The 20,917-nt window shown below is 70.4% G+C and carries 17 protein-coding genes; 4 read left to right on the forward strand and 13 right to left on the reverse strand.

Annotation, left to right across the window (positions count from 1 at the left end; all coding sequences use genetic code 11):
• Window positions 1–498: 498 nt before the first annotated feature.
• The 3 genes from ACZ6JT_RS13880 to thyX all read right to left on the reverse strand — a co-directional run bounded on the left by ACZ6JT_RS13880 (window position 499) and on the right by thyX (window position 4,180).
• A complete protein-coding gene (locus tag ACZ6JT_RS13880) occupies window positions 499–2,184 on the reverse strand; it encodes a ribonuclease J (protein ID WP_469209688.1) in 1,686 nt (561 codons plus the stop codon).
• A 126-nt stretch (window positions 2,185–2,310) separates the two neighbouring features.
• Window positions 2,311–3,210 (reverse strand): 4-hydroxy-tetrahydrodipicolinate synthase, encoded by a 900-nt coding sequence (gene dapA / locus ACZ6JT_RS13885; RefSeq protein WP_469209690.1) that lies wholly within the window; start codon window positions 3,208–3,210, stop codon window positions 2,311–2,313.
• Window positions 3,211–3,439: 229 nt separating this feature from the next.
• Window positions 3,440–4,180, reverse strand: a complete 741-nt coding sequence (gene thyX, locus ACZ6JT_RS13890) for an FAD-dependent thymidylate synthase (protein ID WP_376620410.1) — start codon at window positions 4,178–4,180, stop codon at window positions 3,440–3,442.
• Window positions 4,181–4,394: 214 nt separating this feature from the next.
• Between thyX and ACZ6JT_RS13895 the strand changes: the two genes are divergently transcribed.
• Together ACZ6JT_RS13895 and ACZ6JT_RS13900 are read left to right on the forward strand one after the other, a co-directional pair.
• Complete coding sequence (locus ACZ6JT_RS13895; RefSeq protein WP_365469469.1) at window positions 4,395–4,634, forward strand: hypothetical protein; 240 nt, start codon at window positions 4,395–4,397, stop codon at window positions 4,632–4,634.
• A gap of 48 nt (window positions 4,635–4,682) precedes the next feature.
• Window positions 4,683–5,249 carry a hypothetical protein gene (locus ACZ6JT_RS13900; protein WP_469209692.1) on the forward strand — a complete coding sequence of 189 codons (567 nt, stop codon included), beginning with the start codon at window positions 4,683–4,685 and terminating at the stop codon, window positions 5,247–5,249.
• Between the two features lie 37 nt (window positions 5,250–5,286).
• Here the strand turns inward: ACZ6JT_RS13900 and ACZ6JT_RS13905 are convergent, their stop codons facing one another.
• The 6 genes from ACZ6JT_RS13905 to eccD all read right to left on the reverse strand — a co-directional run bounded on the left by ACZ6JT_RS13905 (window position 5,287) and on the right by eccD (window position 12,425).
• A complete protein-coding gene (locus ACZ6JT_RS13905) occupies window positions 5,287–5,739 on the reverse strand; it encodes a hypothetical protein (protein WP_469209694.1) in 453 nt (150 codons plus the stop codon).
• Window positions 5,740–5,746: 7 nt separating this feature from the next.
• Window positions 5,747–6,499 carry a 4-hydroxy-tetrahydrodipicolinate reductase gene (gene dapB / locus ACZ6JT_RS13910; protein ID WP_361766140.1) on the reverse strand — a complete coding sequence of 251 codons (753 nt, stop codon included), beginning with the start codon at window positions 6,497–6,499 and terminating at the stop codon, window positions 5,747–5,749.
• A gap of 25 nt (window positions 6,500–6,524) precedes the next feature.
• Window positions 6,525–7,904, reverse strand: coding sequence for a M16 family metallopeptidase (locus tag ACZ6JT_RS13915; protein ID WP_469209695.1), 1,380 nt, complete (start codon window positions 7,902–7,904; stop codon window positions 6,525–6,527).
• Window positions 7,901–10,132, reverse strand: coding sequence for a polyribonucleotide nucleotidyltransferase (locus tag ACZ6JT_RS13920; protein ID WP_469210688.1), 2,232 nt, complete (start codon window positions 10,130–10,132; stop codon window positions 7,901–7,903). Before ACZ6JT_RS13920 ends, ACZ6JT_RS13915 begins: the two co-directional genes overlap by 4 nt.
• A 305-nt stretch (window positions 10,133–10,437) precedes the next feature.
• A complete protein-coding gene (gene rpsO, locus ACZ6JT_RS13925; protein ID WP_030011220.1) occupies window positions 10,438–10,725 on the reverse strand; it encodes a 30S ribosomal protein S15 in 288 nt (95 codons plus the stop codon).
• A 182-nt stretch (window positions 10,726–10,907) separates the two neighbouring features.
• Entirely contained in the window at window positions 10,908–12,425 is a 1,518-nt protein-coding gene (gene eccD / locus ACZ6JT_RS13930) for a type VII secretion integral membrane protein EccD (protein WP_469209697.1), read from the reverse strand.
• A gap of 195 nt (window positions 12,426–12,620) precedes the next feature.
• On the opposite strand from eccD, the gene eccCa reads away from it, so the two are divergent.
• Complete coding sequence (gene eccCa, locus ACZ6JT_RS13935) at window positions 12,621–16,577, forward strand: type VII secretion protein EccCa (RefSeq protein ID WP_469209699.1); 3,957 nt, start codon at window positions 12,621–12,623, stop codon at window positions 16,575–16,577.
• A gap of 148 nt (window positions 16,578–16,725) precedes the next feature.
• Complete coding sequence (locus ACZ6JT_RS13940) at window positions 16,726–16,971, forward strand: DUF397 domain-containing protein (protein WP_376659548.1); 246 nt, start codon at window positions 16,726–16,728, stop codon at window positions 16,969–16,971.
• 114 nt (window positions 16,972–17,085) lie between these two features.
• Here the strand turns inward: ACZ6JT_RS13940 and ACZ6JT_RS13945 are convergent, their stop codons facing one another.
• The 4 genes from ACZ6JT_RS13945 to eccB form a co-directional block, all read right to left on the reverse strand.
• Window positions 17,086–17,397 (reverse strand): WXG100 family type VII secretion target, encoded by a 312-nt coding sequence (locus tag ACZ6JT_RS13945; RefSeq protein WP_469209701.1) that lies wholly within the window; start codon window positions 17,395–17,397, stop codon window positions 17,086–17,088.
• Between the two features lie 49 nt (window positions 17,398–17,446).
• Window positions 17,447–17,788 carry a hypothetical protein gene (locus ACZ6JT_RS13950; RefSeq protein WP_388825156.1) on the reverse strand — a complete coding sequence of 114 codons (342 nt, stop codon included), beginning with the start codon at window positions 17,786–17,788 and terminating at the stop codon, window positions 17,447–17,449.
• A gap of 216 nt (window positions 17,789–18,004) precedes the next feature.
• Window positions 18,005–19,261, reverse strand: coding sequence for a type VII secretion-associated serine protease mycosin (mycP, locus tag ACZ6JT_RS13955; protein WP_469209703.1), 1,257 nt, complete (start codon window positions 19,259–19,261; stop codon window positions 18,005–18,007).
• Window positions 19,262–19,272: 11 nt separating this feature from the next.
• Window positions 19,273–20,859 (reverse strand): type VII secretion protein EccB, encoded by a 1,587-nt coding sequence (gene eccB / locus ACZ6JT_RS13960; RefSeq protein ID WP_469209705.1) that lies wholly within the window; start codon window positions 20,857–20,859, stop codon window positions 19,273–19,275.
• Window positions 20,860–20,917: the final 58 nt, after the last annotated feature.

A 20,917-nucleotide genomic window follows, 5' to 3' on the forward strand; every position in this document is an offset into this window, starting at 1 on the left:
TCAAAGGAACCTCATCCACCGAAGTGGACGGGGTATCAACTTCTGGCGTTGATTTTTGGCACGCTGTTGAGTTCTCAAGGAACGGACGCTTCCTTTGTACTCACCCTCGCGGGCTTTCCTCCGGGCTTTCGTTCTGTGTTCTTGCTGTGTTCTTGCGTTTCCGACTCTATCAGACTCTTTCGGGCCCGACTTCCTCGGTGCTTTCCAGTTCCAGCTGCTTTCGCGCTTTCCCTTTCCGGCGATTCCGACTCTATCAGATTCTTTCCGGGCCGTTTCCGGCTGGATTCGAATTCCGATGGCCTTCGGAGAGGCTTTCCCTTTCGGGCGGATCGGACTTTATCAGGTCTCCCTGGTCCGGATTCACACCCGCTCGCGCGAACCGTCCGGACACACGTGTGTGCCCGGGGGTAGCGCGAGGTGGAGACGTAAACGTACTGGAGCGGGGCCCCCGGATGCAAATCCGGTTGCCCCGCTCCCCATCCGGCGTTACGGCGAGGCTCAGACCTCGACGACGACCGGGAGGATCATCGGGCGGCGGCGGTAGCCGTCCGAGACCCACTTGCCCGTCGTCCGGCGGATCAGCTGCTGGATCTGGTGCGGCTCGGCGACGCCGTCGGCCGCGGCGCGGGCGATGGCCTCCTCGATCTTCGGGATGACCGTCCCGAAGGCCGAGTCGTCGATGCCGGAGCCGCGGGCCTGGATGTTCGGGCCGCTGACGACCTTGCCGGTGCTGCTGTCGACCACGACGTAGACCGAGATGATGCCCTCGTCACCGAGGATCTTGCGGTCCTTGAGGTGGACTTCCGTGACGTCGCCGACCGAGAGGCCGTCCACGTAGACGTAGCCGGCCTGGACCTTGCCGGAGATCCGGGCCTTGCCGTCGATCAGGTCGACGACCACGCCGTCCTCGGCGATGACGATGCGGTCCTTCGGGACGCCCGTCATGGCACCGAGCTCGGCGTTGGCGCGCAGGTGGCGCCATTCGCCGTGGACCGGCATCAGGTTCCGCGGCTTGCAGATGTTGTAGAAGTACAGCAGCTCGCCGGCCGAGGCGTGGCCCGAGACGTGCACCTTGGCGTTGCCCTTGTGCACGACGTTGGCGCCCCAGCGGGTCAGGCCGTTGATCACGCGGTAGACCGCGTTCTCGTTGCCCGGGATCAGGGACGACGCCAGGATCACGGTGTCGCCGGGGACGATCCGGATCTGGTGGTCGCGGTTGGCCATGCGGGACAGGGCCGCCATCGGTTCGCCCTGGGAACCCGTGCAGACCAGGACGACCTCGTGGGCCGGCAGGTCGTCGAGGGTCTTGACGTCCACGACGAGACCGGCCGGGACCCTCAGGTAGCCGAGGTCGCGGGCGATGCCCATGTTGCGGACCATCGAGCGGCCGACGAAGGCGACCCGGCGGCCGTACTCGTGGGCGGCGTCGAGGATCTGCTGGATGCGGTGCACGTGGCTGGCGAAGCTGGCCACGATGATCCGGTTGTGGGCGTTCGCGAAGACCGTGCGCAGGACGTTGGAGATCTCGCGCTCGGGCGGGACGAAGCCCGGGACCTCGGCGTTCGTCGAGTCCGAGAGGAGGAGGTCGATGCCCTCTTCGCTCAGGCGCGCGAAGGCGTGCAGGTCGGTGAGGCGCTTGTCCAGCGGGAGCTGGTCCATCTTGAAGTCGCCGGTGGCGACGACCAGGCCCGCGGGGGTCCGGATCGCGACGGCCAGGGCGTCGGGGATGGAGTGGTTGACCGCGATGAACTCGCAGTCGAAGGGGCCGAGGGCCTCGCGCTCGCCTTCCTTCACCTCGAGGGTGTAGGGGCGGATGCGGTGCTCCTGGAGCTTCGCCTCGATGAGGGCCAGCGTCAGCTTGGAGCCGATCAGCGGGATGTCCGGCTTCTCCCGGAGGAGGTAGGGGACGGCGCCGATGTGGTCCTCGTGACCGTGCGTGAGGACGATGCCCTCGATGTCGTCGAGGCGGTCCCTGATGGACGAGAAGTCCGGCAGGATCAGGTCGATGCCCGGCTGCTCCTCTTCGGGGAAGAGGACGCCGCAGTCGACGATCAGCAGGCGACCGTCGAACTCGAAGACGGTCATGTTGCGGCCGATCTCGCCGAGACCACCCAGGGGGGTGACTCTCAGGCCGCCCTTGGGCAGCTTCGGCGGCGGACCGAGTTCCGGATGCGGATGGCTCAAAAGTGTCTCCTCACCACGCACGCCACGTACCCGGAAGGCACGTGGCGCGCATGTCATTCGTGCACTTGCTGTTGTCTGTTCTGTTCTGATTTGTTCGTCTTGCTTGTTCAGTTGTGAAGTCTGTTGTCAGAGCTGTACCCCGCCGGCGGCAAGATCGATCTTGAGCTGCGCAGTCTCTTCGGCGGTCAGTTCGATCAGCGGGAGCCGGAGCGGGCCCGCGGGCAGGCCCTGCAGGTTCAGCGCGCCCTTGGTCGTCATCACGCCCTGGGTGCGGAACATGCCGGTGAAGACGGGGAGCAGCTTCTGGTGGATCTCGGCGGCCTTCTGGACGTCTCCGCCCAGGTGGGCCTCCAGCATGGCGCGCAGCTCGGGGGTGACCACGTGGCCGACCACCGAGACGAAGCCGACCGCGCCGACCGACAGGAGCGGCAGGTTCAGCATGTCGTCGCCCGAGTACCAGGCCAGGCCGCTCCGGGCGATGGCCCAGCCGGCGCGGCCGAGGTCGCCCTTGGCGTCCTTGTTGGCAACGATACGGGGGTGCTCGGCCAGCCGTACGAGAGTTTCCGTCTCGATCGGGACACCACTGCGGCCGGGGATGTCGTAGAGCATGACCGGCAGCTCGGTGGCGTCGGCGATGGCCGTGAAGTGCCGGTAGAGGCCCTCCTGCGGCGGCTTGCTGTAGTACGGGGTGACGGCGAGCAGGCCGTGGGCGCCGGTGCGCTCGGCCTGACGGGCCAGTTCCAGGGTGTGGCGGGTGTCGTTGGTACCGATGCCGGCGACCACGTGGGCGCGGTCTCCGACGGCTTCGAGGACGGCTCGTACGAGGTCGTTTTTCTCCGCGTCGGTGGTGGTCGGCGACTCACCGGTGGTGCCGTTGATGATCAGGCCGTCGTTGCCTGCGTCCACCAGGTGGACGGCGAGCTGCTGCGCGCCGTCGAGGTCGAGTGCGCCATCCGCCGTGAACGGCGTGATCATGGCGGTGAGGACCCGCCCGAAGGGGGTCTGCGGAGTCGAGATCGGAGCCATGGGTAACACGCTACTCGCTGCCATGCTCGCGGTGTCCCCTCGGGGGACGTCAACGGGGTGTGCCGCCCGGCGGCGGCCGGGCGGAGGTGTTGGACGCCGGCACTGCCTGCTCGGGGGTTCAAGCAGTGCCGGGTCCGTTTGATCAGCCTAGATGAAGTTTACGAAACGTCGCAATACGGACACTTAGGACTTGACGCAGCACATCTGTACGCCGCAGGAGCAACAGGCCTTACGGGGCAACGCGCCCGTTGCCGTTGTAGGCCGCGTACGTGAGGGGCATGAGCTTCGCCCAGTGCTGCTCCATCTTCTCGCCGACCATCTCGATCTCCCGCTGCGGGAAGGACGGCACGGTCGCGAGCTCGTGCTGCGTGCGCAGGCCGAGGAAGTGCATGAGCGAGCGCGCGTTGCAGGTGGCGTACATCGAGGAGAAAAGACCCACCGGCAGGACCGAACGGGCAACCTCCCGGGCCACGCCCGCGGCGAGCATCTCCTGGTAGGCCTCGTAGGCCCGCACGTAGGAGTCCTCCATGACGCGGCCGGTCAGCTCCTGCTGCGCCCGGGTGCCCTCGACGAAGACGTACTTGCCCGGGCGGCCCTCCTGGACCAGCTTGCGCTCCGCGTCCGGGACGTAGAAGACCGGCTCGAGCTCCCGGTAGCGGCCCGATTCCTCGTTGTACGACCAGCCCACGCGGTGGCGCATGAACTCGCGGAAGACGAAGATCGGGGCGCTGATGAAGAAGGTCATCGAGTTGTGCTCGAAGGGGCTGCCGTGGCGGTCCCGCATCAGGTAGTTGATCAGGCCCTTGGAGCGCTCCGGGTCCTTCTGCAGCTCCTCCAGGGACTGCTCGCCGGCGGTGGAGACGCGCGCGGCCCACAGCACGTCCGAGTCGGCGGCGGAGTGCTTCACCAGCTCCACCGTCACGTCACTGCGGAAGCTGGGTTTCAGATCTGAAGCGGCGGTCTCGCTCACCGGGGGGTCCTTCCAAACGTGCGTTCCTGGGGCGCGCCCACTCTACGGCGCCCCCCGCGGGTCCTCGCGCACACGCACGCGCACGGGGGACCCCCCACAGCTGACGCACAGCCATGAAATCTGGTGAATGTCCCGAAATCCGGCACCGATTGGCCGGCTCGTTCGTCCTACCAGGAGACCGCACACCCCTTCCATCCCGAGGAGATTCGCTCTGATGTTCCTCCGGCGTGAAGCCGTCCCGTTCGCTTTCGTCTCCGAGGCCGACCGTTTCCGAAGCAACGTCACTCCGCCGCCGCGCGAGCGTCTGAGCCGGACCCAGATGGCCGCCCGTAGTCTGGTCGGACTGACCGTGGTTGCGGGGCTCGCCGGCTCACTGCTCTTCGGTATGCCCGCACTGCAGCCGAGCAAGGCACCGGAGAAGTCGCAGCAGTCGGAGGCGTCCCAGGGGCGGTAGCCTCACGGGCACAGCCCAACCGAACGTGCATGTGAGTGAGGTCCAGCCGTGCCCCTGCCCTTCCTGACGGCCGACGGCGTATCCGATGCGGATGACGACGGCGACGAGGTCCTGGCCCATGCCGACCACGACCGCTGGCGCCGGCCCTACCGGCCAGGCCCCTGGCGCGTGGCCATCTCCGCGCTGCTGCTCCTGCTGTCCGCCTTCATGCTGCTCGCCACGATGATCATCGCGTTCGCGGGTGCGTGGGGCGGAGCCGGTGTGTGCCTGGCGGCCGCCCTCGTGGTCGTCGCATCGGCGGTGCAGACGCTGCGCGTGGGCGTGTGGGTGAGCCGTGCGGGGCTGCGCCGGGTGGGGTTCCTCGTGACCCGCACGGTCAAGTGGAGCGAGATCGCCGAGCTCCGTACGGTGCAGCAGCCGGTTCGCTGGCTCGGACTGCCGAGGACCGTGCAGGGGCAGGCGCTGACGATGTCCGGGCACGGCGGAGCGCAGTTCGCGGTGCCGGTGCTGCTCACCGACCACAACGCCGACTTCCTGTCGCGGGCCGAGGCCTTCGACCGGGCGGTCGACACGGTGGGTGCCTGGGCCGACGAGTACCGGCCCGTGGCCGCCTGATCCGCCGCGGCGCGCGCCCGGGAAGCCCGTACAGGTGTCAGACCTGTACGGGCTTCTTGTCGTGCAGGGCGATCGCCCGCTGCATGGCCTTGCGCGCCCGCGGGGTGTCCCGGGCGTCGTGGTAGGCGACGGCGAGCCGGAACCAGCTGCGCCAGTCCCCCGGCGCGTCCTCGGTCTCGGCCTTGCGGCGCGCGAAGACCTCGTCGGCGGAATCCCGCAGGATCCGCCCGTACGTGTCCCGCTCCAGCTCGTCGACGGGCAGTCCGCCCTCGGCCTCCAGCTCGCCGGCGAGCTGGTTGGCCCGGGTGACGAACTGCGTGTTCTTCCAGAGGAACCAGACACCGATGACGGGCAGGATCAGCACGGCCACACCGAAGGTGACGGTGAGCCAGGTGCCGTGCCCGATCAGCATCAGGCCCCGGCTGCCGACCAGGACGAAGTAGACGACCAGGACGGCGGCCGTGAGGAAGTACGTGATCTTCGCGCGCATCGTGAACTCAGCCCAGGTCGAGGAAGTGTTCCAGGCCGAAGGTGAGGCCCGGGGTCTGCGTCACGCGGCGCGCGCCGAGCAGGATGCCCGGCATGAAGCTGCTGTGGTGCAGGGAGTCGTGACGGATGGTCAGGGTCTCGCCCTCACCGCCGAGGAGCACCTCCTGGTGGGCCAGCAGTCCGCGCAGGCGGACGGCGTGCACCGGGACGCCGTCGACGTCCGCGCCGCGGGCCCCGTCGAGGGCCGTGGCGGTGGCGTCGGGCTGCGCGCCGAGGCCGGCCTCGGCGCGGGCCGCCGCGATGAGCTGCGCCGTGCGGGTCGCCGTACCGGAGGGGGCGTCGACCTTGTTGGGGTGGTGCAGCTCGACGACCTCGACGGACTCGAAGTAGCGGGCGGCCTGGGCGGCGAACTTCATGGTGAGGACGGCGCCGATGGAGAAGTTCGGGGCGATGAGCACACCGGTCTCCGGGGAGCCGGCGAGCCAGGTGTTCAGCTGGGCGAGGCGGTCCTCGGTCCAGCCGGTGGTGCCGACCACTCCGTGGATGCCGTGGCGGATGAGGAAGTCCAGGTTCCCCATCACCGACGCCGGGGTGGTCAGCTCGACCGCGACCTGGGCGCCGGCCTCGGCCAGCGTCTCCAGCTTGTCGCCGCGGCCGAGGGCGGCCACCAGCTCCATGTCGTCGGCGGCCTCGACCGCCTTGACCGCCTCGGCGCCGATGCGGCCCTTGGCGCCGAGGACTGCCACGCGCAGCTTGCTCATGTTGCTTCCTTACTCACGTACGGAACTAGGCGACCGCTTCGTCGAGACGGGCGGCCTGCTTCTCCTTCAGCGGACCGATCACCGCGAGCGAGGGGCGCTGGGCCAGTACATCCTGTGCGACCGAGCGGACGTCGTCCGGGGTCACCGCGGCGATCCGGGCCAGCATGTCGTCGACCGACATCTGGTCGCCCCAGCACAGCTCGCTCTTGCCGATCCGGTTCATCATGGCGCCGGTGTCCTCCAGGCCGAGGACGGTGGAGCCGGACAGCTGGCCGATGGCCCGCCTGATCTCGTCGTCGCCGAGCCCGTCGGTCGCGACCTTGTCGAGCTCGTCGCGGCAGATGCGGAGCACGTCGTGGACCTGGTTGGGCCGGCAGCCCGCGTACACGCCGAAGAGTCCGGTGTCGGCGAAGGCCGAGGTGTACGAGTACACGCTGTAGGCGAGGCCGCGCTTCTCCCGGACCTCCTGGAAGAGCCGGGAGGACATGCCGCCGCCGAGGGCGGTGTTCAGCACGCCGAGCGCCCAGCGGCGCTCGTCGGTGCGGGCGATGCCCGGCATGCCGAGGACCACGTGGGCCTGCTCGGTCTTGCGGTTCACCAGCTCGACGCGGCCGGCGGTGCGCAGGCGCTTGGCGCCGCTGCGCGGGCCGATCGGCTGGGCGTCGGTGCGGCCGAGGGCGCCGGCCTTCTCGAAGGCCGCGCGGACCTGGCGTACGACCTTGTTGTGGTCGACGTTGCCGGCGGCGGCCACGACGAGGTGGGTCGGGTCGTAGTGCTTCTTGTAGAAGCGGCGGATCCGGTCGGCGCCCAGGGCGTTGATCGTGTCGACGGTGCCGAGGACGGGGCGGCCCAGGGGGGTGTCCCCGTACATGGTCTGCGCGAACAGGTCGTGGACCACGTCGCCCGGGTCGTCCTCGGTCATCGCGATCTCTTCGAGGATGACGCCGCGCTCGGCGTCGACGTCCTCCTCGCGGATCAGCGAGCCGGTGAGCATGTCGCACACCACGTCGATGGCGAGCGGCAGGTCGGTGTCGAGCACCCGGGCGTAGTAGCAGGTGTACTCCTTCGCCGTGAAGGCGTTCATCTCGCCGCCGACCGCGTCGATCGCGGAGGAGATGTCGAGGGCGGTGCGCTTGGCGGTGCCCTTGAAGAGGAGGTGCTCCAGGTAGTGCGTGGCGCCGTTCAGCGTGGGCGTCTCGTCACGGGAGCCGACGTGCGCCCAGATGCCGAAGGTGGCGGACCGGACGGAGGGCAGCGTCTCGGTGACGACGCGCAGTCCGCCGGGCAGGACCGTGCGCCGGACGGTGCCGATGCCGTTCTGGCCCTTGAGGAGGGTTTGGGTACGGGCGACGGCCCGCCCCTCCGAAGAGGGGCGGGCCGTCACACGGGAACTACGCGACGTCACTTGTCGGAGTCGTCCTTGTCAGCGTCATTGTCGGCGTCACCTGCGGATTCGCCGTCGATCACGGGGATCAGGGAGAGCTTGCCGCGCTGGTCGATCTCGGCGATCTCCACCTGGACCTTGGAGCCGACCGCGAGCACGTCCTCGACGTTCTCCACGCGCTTGCCACCGGCGAGCTTGCGGATCTGCGAGATGTGCAGCAGGCCGTCCTTGCCCGGGAGCAGGGAGACGAAGGCACCGAAGGTGGTGGTCTTGACGACCGTACCCAGGTAGCGCTCGCCGACCTCCGGCATGGTCGGGTTGGCGATCGAGTTGATCGTGGCGCGGGCGGCCTCGGCGGCCGGGCCGTCGGAGGCACCGATGTAGATGGTGCCGTCGTCCTCGATCGTGATCTCGGCGCCGGTGTCCTCCTGGATCTGGTTGATCATCTTGCCCTTGGGGCCGATGACCTCACCGATCTTGTCCACCGGGATCTTGACGGTGATGATCCGCGGCGCGAACGGGGACATGGCGTCCGGCGTGTCGATCGCTTCCATCATCACGTCGAGGATGTGGAGGCGGGCGTCGCGGGCCTGCTTGAGGGCGGCGGCCAGGACCGAGGCCGGGATGCCGTCGAGCTTGGTGTCCAGCTGGAGCGCGGTGACGAACTCCTTGGTGCCGGCGACCTTGAAGTCCATGTCGCCGAAGGCGTCCTCCGCACCGAGGATGTCGGTGAGGGCGACGTAGTGGGTCTTGCCGTCGATCTCCTGGGAGATCAGGCCCATGGCGATACCGGCGACGGGGGCCTTGAGGGGCACACCGGCGTTCAGCAGCGACATGGTGGAGGCGCAGACCGAGCCCATGGACGTCGAACCGTTGGAGCCGAGGGCCTCGGACACCTGACGGATCGCGTACGGGAACTCCTCGCGGGTCGGGAGGACCGGCACGATCGCGCGCTCGGCGAGCGCGCCGTGGCCGATCTCGCGGCGCTTCGGCGAACCGACACGGCCGGTCTCACCGACGGAGTACGGCGGGAAGTTGTAGTTGTGCATGTAGCGCTTGCGGGTCACCGGGGAGAGGGTGTCCAGCTGCTGCTCCATGCGGAGCATGTTGAGGGTGGTGACGCCCAGAATCTGGGTCTCGCCACGCTCGAACAGCGCCGAGCCGTGCACGCGCGGGATGGCCTCGACCTCGGCGGCGAGGGTACGGATGTCCGTGATCCCGCGGCCGTCGATGCGGACCTTGTCCTTGATGACGCGCTCGCGCACCAGGGCCTTGGTCAGGCTGCGGTAGGCGGCGGAGATCTCCTTCTCGCGGCCCTCGAAGGCCGGGAGGAGCTTGTCGGCGGCGAGCTCCTTGACGCGGTCCAGCTCGGCCTCGCGGTCCTGCTTGCCCGCGATGGTCAGCGCCTGGGAGAGCTCGCCCTTGACGGCGGCCGCGAGGGCCTCGTACACGTCGTCCTGGTAGTCCAGGAAGACCGGGAACTCGCCCTCGGGCTTCGCGGCCTTGGCGGCCAGGTCGGCCTGGGCCTTGCAGAGGACCTTGATGAACGGCTTCGCGGCGTCGAGACCCGCGGCGACGATCTCCTCGGTGGGCGCCTGGGCGCCGCCCTTGACGAGGGCGATGGTCTTCTCGGTGGCCTCGGCCTCGACCATCATGATCGCGACGTCGCCGTCCTCCAGGACGCGGCCCGCGACGACCATGTCGAAGACGGCGTCCTCGAGCTCGGTGTGCGTCGGGAAGGCCACCCACTGGCCGCGGATCAGCGCGACGCGGACGCCGCCGATCGGGCCGGAGAAGGGCAGGCCGGCCAGCTGCGTGGACGCGGACGCGGCGTTGATCGCGACGACGTCGTACAGGTGGTCGGGGTTGAGCGCCATGATCGTGGCGACGACCTGGATCTCGTTGCGCAGGCCCTTCTTGAAGGACGGGCGCAGCGGGCGGTCGATCAGGCGGCAGGTGAGGATCGCGTCCTCGGAGGGGCGGCCCTCACGGCGGAAGAAGGAGCCGGGGATCTTGCCGGCCGCGTACTGCCGCTCCTCGACGTCCACCGTCAGGGGGAAGAAGTCGAGCTGGTCCTTGGGCTTCTTCGACGCGGTGGTGGCGGACAGCACCATCGTGTCGTCGTCCAGGTAGGCAACGGCGGAGCCGGCGGCCTGGCGGGCCAGACGGCCCGTCTCGAAGCGGATGGTGCGGGTGCCGAAGGAACCGTTGTCAATGACGGCCTCGGCGTAGTGGGTCTCGTTCTCCACTAGCGTTTTCTCCATTTTCGTCGTCTCCGTCCGCCGCCCGTGTGGCGGTGGACGGTTGCGGAGAAGCGCTCCTGGCGTGCGGGCCGGTCTTCGATCGAAGCATCCGGTTCGTTGCCCCCTGGGGGCATTCCGGGTGCCACTACCGAGGACCGGCGGCGGGGGAGGGCGCTCCTCCTCTTCAGTTGTGCGCGTCTTCCTCAGACGCGCACGTGCGTCGTTCCCAGACTACAAAGGGTCCGGTCCGGTGCGCACGTACAGCAAAGGGAGCGGCCCCCTGATGTGGGAACCGCTCCCTTCACCGCGCGTTACTTGGCGCCGGCCGCACCGCGGCGGATGCCGAGGCGCTCGACCAGCGTACGGAAGCGCTGGATGTCCTTCTTGGCCAGGTACTGCAGCAGGCGGCGACGCTGGCCGACCAGGATCAGCAGACCACGACGGGAGTGGTGGTCGTGCTTGTGCGTCTTGAGGTGCTCGGTCAGGTCCGAGATGCGGCGGGAGAGCATCGCGACCTGGACCTCGGGGGAGCCGGTGTCGCCCTCCTTGGCACCGAACTCGGTGATGATCTGCTTCTTCGTAGCGGCGTCGAGCGGCACGCGTACTCCTCGTTTTAGGTCTTCGTTGCCACCGAGTGCCCCAGGTCTGAATCTCTGGGGAGCTTCCGTAACTCGGGAGGCGGGGTCCGCTGAGCGCAGTCCACAGACCCTTGGGAGGTATCCGGGGGACGCGTACACAAACGGCCGTCACACAGCGTACCAGGCTGCCGGGACGCGGCGTCTCAGCTGGTGAGAGCGCGGGCCCGGGAGTAAACGTCCAGCACGGCCAGGGTCAGGGGGACCAGGCTGAGCAGGACCGCCGCCTCGGTGAGGTCGAGCAGCCTTCCCCAGAAGGGTGACAGACCCTTGCGCGGGATGACAAGCGCGATTCCGGCGAGGAGGGCCGCGCCGGCGGCGACGGCGGCGGTCAGCCAGATCGTACGGAGGTCCAGGCCGCTGCTGTCCTGCTCGACGACCAGGGCCTCGATCAGGTCGGTCGGCGGGTGCAGGGCCATGCCCAGGATCAGCAGGGCGATGGCGGCCAGGCCGGCGACGAGGGCGCACACGACCTGCGAGGTGTAACGGAAGAGGCGGGCGCGCAGCAGCATGGCGAGGCCGGTGGCCAGGGCCAGCAGCCGGCCCCAGGTGTTCTCGGAGAAGCCGAGGACGGCGGCGGCGCCGACGGCGACGGCGGCGCAGCCGCCGACCAGGCCGAGGAGCATCTCGTGGCCGCGGCGGGCCTGGGCGGCGATGGCCTCGGCGTCGAGCGGGGCGCCCTGCTCGTGCTGGTCGGAGCCGGGCTGGTCGCCGTACGGCTCGGTCTCGTAGCGGTCCGGGGTCACCGCGTGGTCGACGTACTCGTCGGCTGCGCTCTGCGGGGCGGCGTAGCCGATGGGCAGCCGGGCGAAGCGGGCGGAGAGGCCGGGGAGGAAGGCGACGAGGCCGATGGCGACGGGGGCGCAGGCGGCGGCGGTGTGGGTCGCGGAGGCCTCGGTGGCGATGGCGACGAAGGTGGCGAGGGTTCCGGTGGCGGCGACGAAGGTGGCCGCGACGAAGGGGGCGTCGCCACTGGGGGTGAGCGCGACCAGGGCGACGGAGGCGACCAGGACGCAGACGCAGCCGAGCAGGAACTGCAGCCGGCCGGGGCCGTCGCCGACGGCCGGGGCGATGATCCCGGAGCCGGCGATCAGCAGGTGCGGGAGGGCGCCGAGGCCGAGGGCCACGGCGGAGAGGCGGTCGCGGTAGACGCGGGCCCGGACCCCGGCCACGCCGGTGAGCAGGACGCCGACGGCGCCGGCGATGATGCCCGGCAGGCCGTGCATGTCGTGGCGGACCGGGTCGGCGTACCAGAGGACGAAGCCGAGCATGACGAGCAGCACGGCGGCGCCGGCCAGGCCCGCGCCGCGCAGCATGTCGTCGCTCCAGCGGTGCCGGTCGCGGACGACGGCGGAGGCGACGGCGTCGGAGACGTCGTCGAACACCGCGGGCGGCAGGGACTCGGCGAAGGGGCGCAGGCTCAGCACCTCGCCGTCGAGGATCTGCTGGGCGGCGAGGGTGCGGGCGCCGTCGAGGACGGTGCCGGAGCGGCGTACGAGGTGGAACCCCGTCGGGGCGCCCACGGGCTGGGTCTGGCCGGTGAGGCGCAGCAGCTCGGGATAGACGTCGGCGACGGCGATGTCCTCGGGGAGGGCGACGTCGATCCGGCTGTCAGGTGCCACGACGGTGACCCTGCAGAAGCCCGTCGTTGCGGCCGTACTCACCTGTGTGACCCCCCTTGTTGGTGCCCGCACCGGCGGACGATTCGCGGATGCGCATACTGCGCGCGCCACCCTACCGGGCGCCTGGCCTACTGTCGGCAAGTAGGATCACCGACGCGTGGGGGAACCCCCTTCGCGCCCGGGACTTGGGGGCGCCGGTTATGACGTCCCGTCCGTTTTCGAGGGATTGATGCTCCGGTGAGCCAGATCGTCGTCAAACGCCCGCCGCGGTCCCTGCCGCCCGAGGTTCCCTCGGACGAGCTGAGGCTGGAAGCTCCGCCCGAACTTCCGCGGGGGCAGCAGGAGGGCATGCTGATGCAGCTCCTGCCGATGCTCGGCATGGGCTCTTCCGTCGTCTTCTTCTTCATGCCGGGCGCGGCACCGTTCATGCGCATCATGGGTGTGCTGATGCTCGTGTCGACCGTCGGCATGGTCATCGCCCAGCTGGTGCGCCACCGGCGCGGTACGCAGGGGCAAATGGCCGATGTGCGCCGGGACTACCTCAAATATCTTGCGCAGACGCGTCGTCAGGTACGGCGTACCGCGCGGGCGCAGCGCGACGCGCAGCTGTATCTGCACCCGGCCCCCGAGCAGTTGTGGTCGGTCGTCGCGGAGGGTTCGCGGCTGTGGGAGCGGCGCGTCGGCGACCCGGACTTCGGGCAGGCCCGGCTCGGGCTGGGCGCGCAGCGGCTGGCGACCACGCTGGTGGCGCCGGAGACGGCGCCCGTGGACGAGCTGGAGCCGCTGACCGCGGGTGCGATGCAGCGCTTCCTGAAGGTGCACTCCACGCTGGACGGCCTGCCGGTGGCGCTGTCGATCCGGGCGTTCTACCACGTGACGGTGTCGGGGGAGCCGGACTCCGCGCGCAGTACGGCGCGGGCGATGGTCGCGCAGCTGGCGACGCTGCACTCCCCCGAGGACCTGATGGTGGCCGTGGTGGCCGCACCGGGTGCGGTGCCCTCGTGGGACTGGACGAAGTGGCTGCCGCACACGCAGCTGCCGGGGCAGGTCGACGGGGCCGGTACGAAGCGGCTGTTCGGCGACGACCTCGCCGAGCTGGAGGGGCTGCTGGGGTCCCGGCTGGAGGGCCGTCCGCGGTTCAGCCGCGACGTGTCGCCGGTCCTGGACCAACCGCACCTGGTGGTCGTGCTGGACGGGGGCCTGGTGCCGCCGGACTCGGTCTTCGCGGCGGCCGAGGGGCTGCAGGGCGTGACCATCGTCGAGGTGGTGGCGGGCGAGCTGGACGAGCCGCGCGGCGGGCTGTCGGTCGTGGTGCGGCCGGGCCGGCTGCGCCTGGAGTCGGGCGCGGGGGTCGCGTACGAAGGCGTCCCGGACACCCTGTCGCTGCCCGCGGCGGAGGCCCTGGCGAGGCAGTTGGCGCCGCTGCGCACGGGCGGCGGGGACGACGACGAGCCGCTGCTGGCCAACCTGGACTTCACGGACCTGCTGAACCTGGGCGACGCGGCGGCGGTGGACGTGGCGCGGACGTGGCGGCCGAGGTCGGCCGGTGAGCGGCTGCGCGTGCCGATCGGTGTCGGCGAGGACGGCTCCCCGGTCATGCTGGACCTGAAGGAGGCCGCGCAGGAGGGCATGGGTCCGCACGGTCTGTGCGTGGGCGCGACCGGTTCCGGCAAGTCGGAGCTGCTGCGCACGCTCGTGCTGGGCCTGGCGGTCACGCACACCTCGGAGACGCTGAACTTCGTGCTCGCCGACTTCAAGGGCGGTGCGACCTTCACGGGCATGGGCCAGATGCCGCACGTCGCGGCCGTCATCACCAACCTGGCGGACGACCTCACGCTCGTGGACCGCATGGGCGACTCGATCCGCGGTGAGCTGCAGCGCCGTCAGGAGCTGCTGCGTTCGGCGGGCAACTACGCCAACATCCACGACTACGAGAAGGCCCGCGCGGCCGGCGCCCCGCTGGAGCCGCTGGCCTCGCTGGTGCTGGTCATCGACGAGTTCAGCGAGCTGCTGACGGCGAAGCCGGACTTCATCGACATGTTCATCCAGATCGGCCGCATCGGTCGGTCGCTGGGTGTGCACCTGCTGCTGGCCTCGCAGCGTCTGGAGGAGGGCAAGCTGCGCGGCCTCGACACCTACCTGTCGTACCGGATCGGTCTGCGGACCTTCTCGGCGGCGGAGTCGCGGACAGCGATCGGCGTGCCGGATGCCTACCACCTGCCGTCGGTGCCCGGTTCGGGCTACCTGAAGTTCGGTACGGACGAGATGACCCGCTTCAAGGCGGCGTACGTGTCGGGCACCTACCGCTCGGGCGGGCCCGACCTGTCGGTGGGGCTGTTCCCGGTGGAGCGGCGGCCCGCGCTGTTCACGGCGGCTCCGGTGCCGGTGGTGTACGCGGCCCCGGACCCGGCGTACCTGGCGGCGCAGACGCCGCGGGAGGACGACGCGCTCGCCGACACGGTGCTCGACGTGATCGTGAGCCGGCTGGAGGGCCAGGGGGTGCCGGCGCACCAGGTGTGGCTGCCGCCGCTCGACCAGGCCCCGCCGCTGGACCAGCTGCTGCCGGCGCTGGCGCCAAGCGCGGAGCGCGGGCTGCACGCGGACGGGTACACGCGGCCCGGCGGGCTCGTGGTGCCGCTCGGTCTCATCGACAAGCCCTTCGAGCAGCGGCGCGAGGTGCTGTACCGGGACTTCTCGGGTGCGGCGGGCCACATGATGGTGGTCGGCGGTCCGCAGTCGGGCAAGTCGACGCTGATGCGGACGCTGATCTCGTCCTTCGCGCTCACCCACACTCCGCGCGAAGTGCAGTTCTACGGGCTGGACTTCGGTGGTGGCAGCCTGTCGGCGGTGGCCGAGCTGCCGCACGTGGGCGGGATCGCCTCGCGTCTGGACCCGGAGCGGGTACGGCGCACGGTCGCGGAGGTCGGGGGCATCCTCAACCGCCGCGAGGAGTTCTTCCGCGCGAACAACATCGACTCGATCGGCACCTACCGGCGGCGCCGGGCGGCCGGTGAGCTGCCCCACGAGCCGTGGGGCGACGTGTTCCTGGTCGTCGACGGCTGGGGCAACTTCCGGGGCGAGTACGACGGCCTGGAGCAGGTCGTCACGGACATCGCGTCCCGCGGTCTGGGCTACGGCATCCACGTCGTGATCACCGCGGCCCGGTACATGGAGGTGCGGGCCGCGCTCAAGGACCAGATGCTCAGTCGGCTGGAGCTGCGCCTCGGCGACACGATGGACTCCGAGTTCGACCGGAAGGTGGCGGCGAACGTCCCCGCGGGGATGCCGGGCCGCGGCCAGGTGGCGGAGAAGCTGCACTTCCTGGGCGCGCTGCCGCGGATCGACGGCTCGCACGAGGCCGGGGACCTCTCGGAGGCCACGGCGGCCTTCGTGGAGGCGGTGAAGCAGAACTGGTCGGGCCAGGCGGCTCCGGGCGTGCGGCTGCTGCCGCGGCTGCTCCACTCGGACCAGCTGCCCAAGGGCGGGGAGTTCCCCGGCCGCGGGATCGCGATCGGCATCGACGAGAACGACCTGGAGCCGGTCTTCGTCGACTTCGAGGCCGACCCCTTCCTCCTCGTGTTCGGCGAGAGCGAGTCGGGCAAGACGAACCTGCTGCGGCTCATCGCCAAGCAGATCTCCGAGCGGTACACGCCGGACCAGGCGCGCCTGGTCGTGGGCGACTACCGGCGCAGCCTGCTCGGGGCGCTGCCGGAGGAGCACCTGCTGGAGTACGCGCCGATGGCGAGCTCCCTGCAGATGCACATGGAGGCGCTGGGCGGGGTGTTCTCGCGGCGGCAGCCGCCGACCGACGTCACCCCGCAGCAGCTGCGCGACCGCAGCTGGTGGACGGGCCCGGACGTGTTCATCGTCATCGACGACTACGACCTGGTCTCCACCAGCCAGGGCAATCCGCTGGCGCCGCTGGTGGAGTTCCTGCCCTTCGCCCGGGACACGGGTGTCCGCTTCATCATCGCGCGCAACTCGGCGGGGGCGTCGCGCTCGCTGTACGAGCCGTTCATGCAGCGGATCAAGGAGCTGGGCGCGCAGGGCCTCGTACTGTCCGGGGACCCGTCCGAGGGCGACCTGGTCGGCAACGTGCGGCCGCGTCCGATGCCGCCGGGCCGGGCGTACTTCTCCTCGCGCAGGCGGGGGACCTCGCTGGTCCAGCTCGGCCGGATGCCGGGCGGCGTGTGAGTCTCCGGGCCCCGGTGGCCGGCCGGCCGAGGCGCCGGTCGCCGGGCCCGGGCACGGGCACGGGGCATCCGCCGGAAACCCGTCCCGGCCGGCGGCGCACCCCCGATAATCGGCGGTGAAGACCGCGCCACCGAGGGAAAGGCCTCCTATGGGCACCCAGCAGGAGAAGGACGAGCTGTACGCGCTGGACATCAGCGGTGTGGAGTGGGAGGGGCCGCCCGGGACCAGCCCGGACGAGGAGCGGGTCGAGATCGCCCGGCTTCCCGAGGGCGCGGTCGCGATGCGGTCCTCGCTGGACCGGGACACGGTGCTGCGCTACACCGCCGCCGAGTGGGAGGCGTTCGTACTCGGGGCCAGGGACGGCGAGTTCGACCTCGACCGGCACCACCCCTGAGGGGGACGGCACCGCCGCCACGACGATGCGCCGAAGGGGCGCGCCCGGTGCGGGCGCGCCCCTTCGGCGCGTACGGAGACGACGTGCCGGCCGTGCCGGACGTGGCTACCGGGCTCAGTAGGCCTCGGTGAACAGGCGCGAGGCCTTCACGTCGGTGGCGCGGTAGTCGCCCTTGCCCTGCTCGATGAGGCGGGCGACCTGCTCCAGCGTCTTCTGCATGTGGTCGGCCTTGGCCTTGTACTTCGCCTGGAGGTTGACGTACTCCTGGTGCGCGTCACCGTCCCAGGTGTCGGTGACGACCTTGAGGGCCGTCTCCATCTCCTTCAGGTCCGTGACGATGTTGGTCGAAACGACCCGGATGCGGTCCGCCATCTGCTGGACCGTCTCATACCGGACCTTGGTGTGTCCGTCATTGCCGCCCGACATGTTCTTCTCCTTCTCGCTGCGCTGCGGTAACTCGTGAACGACGCTGTTGTCAGATGCTGTTGAGGCCGGAGTTGTTGCCTCCGCCGCTCGACTGGACAGCCTTGAACGCGGCGCGCACCTCGTCGTCCTGTGCGTTGCTGAGGTTCTTGGTCTGCGCCACCGCGTTGTGCAGAACGCCGAGCAGACGGCGGATCTCGTCGTGGTCGTCGTTGACCGTGGTCTGCGCGGAGATGAACCCGGAGGCACCCACACCCGTCCAGCCGGCGCTCACGGTCGCGAGGATGTCGGCGAGCTCGCGGGCCTGCCTGGTGACGGCGTTGGCCGTCTCCTCGATCTTGTTCTTCGCCTTGACGACCGGATCGTCCGCAAGTCCGAAGGTGTTCGTGCTCATCGAAGCTCCTCACTTCTCAATTCGCCGGCAGAACCGGCGGATTGCGCGGCGGAGCGGATCCGGACCCGGCGCGGTCCTTGAGCCACGCGCCTCGGGCCTTCCCCCTCCGCTCCACGCGATCCCCCGATCACACTCGTGAAGCCTGGTGTCACTCTAGCCAGTTCGGCGCCCAGCCCCAACACCGGTAGGCCGCTTCCGTTGATGAACTGTGACCGTTCACTGCAAACGGCGTCGGCGGGCGCGTGCGTCCCGGATGACCGTCGCGGTACCCGCGATGACGGCGATGAGGACGGCGCCGATGCCGAGAGCGTACGTGCCCAACCGCTCCGCACGCTCCTGGGCCGTCTCGGTGAGCTGGAGCGCCGCCGCCTCGGGGGCCGCCGCCGGGGGCGGTCCGGGGTCCGGGACGGGCGCCTTGGGGACCTCCTGGTCCTGGCTGAGCGCGCGCACGGGGTCGACGACGCCCCAACCGACGTAGTCGTCATGGCCGTTGACCGAGCGCTCGGCGGTGTTCTGGATCTGCCAGACGATCTGCTCCGCGGTCCAGTCCGCGTGCTCGGCGCGCAGCAGGGCGGCAACCCCGGCGACGTAGGGGGCGGAGAAGCTGGTGCCGTTGTCGATGCACTGGCCGAAGCCCGGGACGGTGGACACCATGTCGACGCCGGGCGCCGCCACCCCGATGAAGTCGCCGGGCTGGGAGAACGGGGCGCGCTCGTTGTTGCGGTCCGAGGCGGCGACGGCGAGCACTCCGGGGAAGGCCGCCGGATAGGTCTTGCGCTTCTCGCCGGTCATGCCGTCGTTGCCGGCCGAGGCCACCACCACGACGTTCGCGGCGATGGCCCTCTGGACCGACTTGCCGAGCTCGGAGTCCGGGGACAGCTGTGCGTCGGTGTCCTGGGAGATGTTGATCACTTGGGCGCCCTTGGCGACCGCGTGGTCGATGGCCTGGCTCAGCGACAGGGCGTTGCCCTTGCCCTGCCCGTCGTTCTGCCGGATCGGGATGATCGTGGCGTCCGGGGCCAGGCCGACGAAGCCGGTGCCCTCCTGTGGGCGAGCCGCGATCAGCCCGGCGACCTTCGTGCCGTGGCCGACCGTGTCGGTCGTGCCGTCGCCGCCCTTGGGGTCGACGAAGTCCTTGCCGGCGCCGGTGTCGAGGGCGCCGCTGAGCTGCGGGTTCGCCCGGTCCACGCCGGTGTCGATGACGGCGACGCGGACACTGGCGCCGTTCTTGGCCTTGCCCTTGGTCTGCGCCCAGAGCTCGTCGAGCAGCAGCCGCTGCAGGGCCCAGGGGCGGTCCGCGATCTGCTTCTTCATGGGGAAGGTGCACTCCCCCGCCCCGTCCGGGCGCAGGGCGTACGGGGGCCGTGGCGCGGGCGGCTCGGCCGCGGCGGCCGCGCCCGCGCCGCCGCAGACCAGGGCGAGGGCGAAGGCGGTGGCGAGGAGCGCGCTCCGGGGCGCCTGGGGCTGGGACATCGGCGGCTTCCTCACGAACCCTGCGGCTGACGGGCGGAGTTGGTGTCCAGGCGCGGGCCCTTGGAGAGGAACTCCGACCAGGCGATGGGCACCATGGCCGGAGTGATGCTTCCGTAGCCGAGCCGGACCTGTGCCTGGCTGGCCTCGGGGCGGCCGTCGGTGGTGCCCCCCTTCGCCTGCGGGTCGGGCGCGCCGATCTTCGACTTCTCGGCGTCGCTGTCGCCGTTGGCCTGGACGGCGTACCGCAGACCGGTGTCGGTGACCAGGAAGAGCGAGCCGCCCGCCGTGGTCTGCTTGCCCTGGACCTGCGTGTAGAGCAGTCCGGAGCCCGGGGTGACGTACGCGCTGGTGCCGCTGGCGGTGATGTCGATCGGGAAGCCCGAGCCCGCCCAGGTGCTCAGGGTCTGGTTGCCCTGGCCGTCGACGGAGCGCAGGACGTTGCAGACGGTGTCCCGGTTGTGGGAGCCGCCGCCCGTCTGGGCGCCGGCGGCCGGCGCCGTCTGGTTGACGCGGTCGGACTTCTCCTGCGGCCACTTGACCTCCCCGGCGAAGGGGGCGGCGTCCGGGCTGAGCGACTGGAGGTCGACCTCGCGGGGCTTGCCGTGCATGTTGAGGCCGTCGGTCGCGGGCGCCGAGATCAGCAGCCAGGCGACGAAGTCGGAGACCGGTGCCACCTTCCCGGGGAGCACCACGTAGTGCTGCGCGCCGGCGCCGGTCTGCGCCTTGAGCACCATGCCGACCTTGTTGTCGGCGGTGACCAGGCCCTTGACGTCGGCGTTGGCGCCGGCCTTGCCGGGGAGCGCCGGGAAGGTCAGGTCGTCGCCGGAGTTGAGGGTCCCCAGCCATTCCGGGGTGACCTGCTGCGGGGTGGCGCCGGTGCCGACCAGCGCGTTGGTCATCGTCCCGGCGGCGGGCGTGCCCTCCGGGAACTTGTACTTCGTCCCGGTCCAGTCGACCAGGTAGCGCTCCTTGCCCGGGCCGGTGCTCTGCACGTACAGCGACTGGGTCTCGGTGAGCCTGCGCGCGTCGTCCGTCTTGGCCGCCTCGCGGTCGGCGAGGACGAAGGTGGCGGTCTGCACGCCGCGGCCGTTGCCGCCCGGCTGCTGGCAGACGGCCCAGCGCTTGGCCTTGCCCGCGTCCTCCTTGGAGGGGAGCCGGTCCGGGGCGTACTGGATGCCGATGATGGGGCCGCGCGGCGGCTTGCCCGCGTCGAGCACCTTGTCCTCGACCTGGATCACCTTGAACTTCTGCGGGTCCAGCAGGAGTCGGGCGGAGGCGAGGTTCAGCACCGGGTGCAGTCGGGTCTGGTCCTTGCCGCCCACCTTCGTGGTCAGGACCACGTACCGGGTCGTCGAGTCCTTGCCGACGATGACCTTCGTCCCGGGCTCCGCCCAGCCCTTGGGCGCCGTCGGCTTGAACATGCCCCAGGCGCCGAACGTGGCGAGCACGAGCGCCCCGACGACCAGGCCCGGCAGGACCGCGCGCAGCGGGCGCGGCGCGCCCTCCTCGGTGCCCGTGGCGGACGGCTGGAGGAACGCGGCCACCGTGCGCCGCTTCGCAAAGGTGTACGCGTTGAGCTCATCACGTCGTGATGCCATGACCGCCTGTTTCTCCCCCGCAGGGCCCGGCCGGTGAGTACGGTCCCCGGGCCTCGTT

The sequence above is a fragment of the Streptomyces sp. NPDC046308 genome (assembly GCF_055588065.1).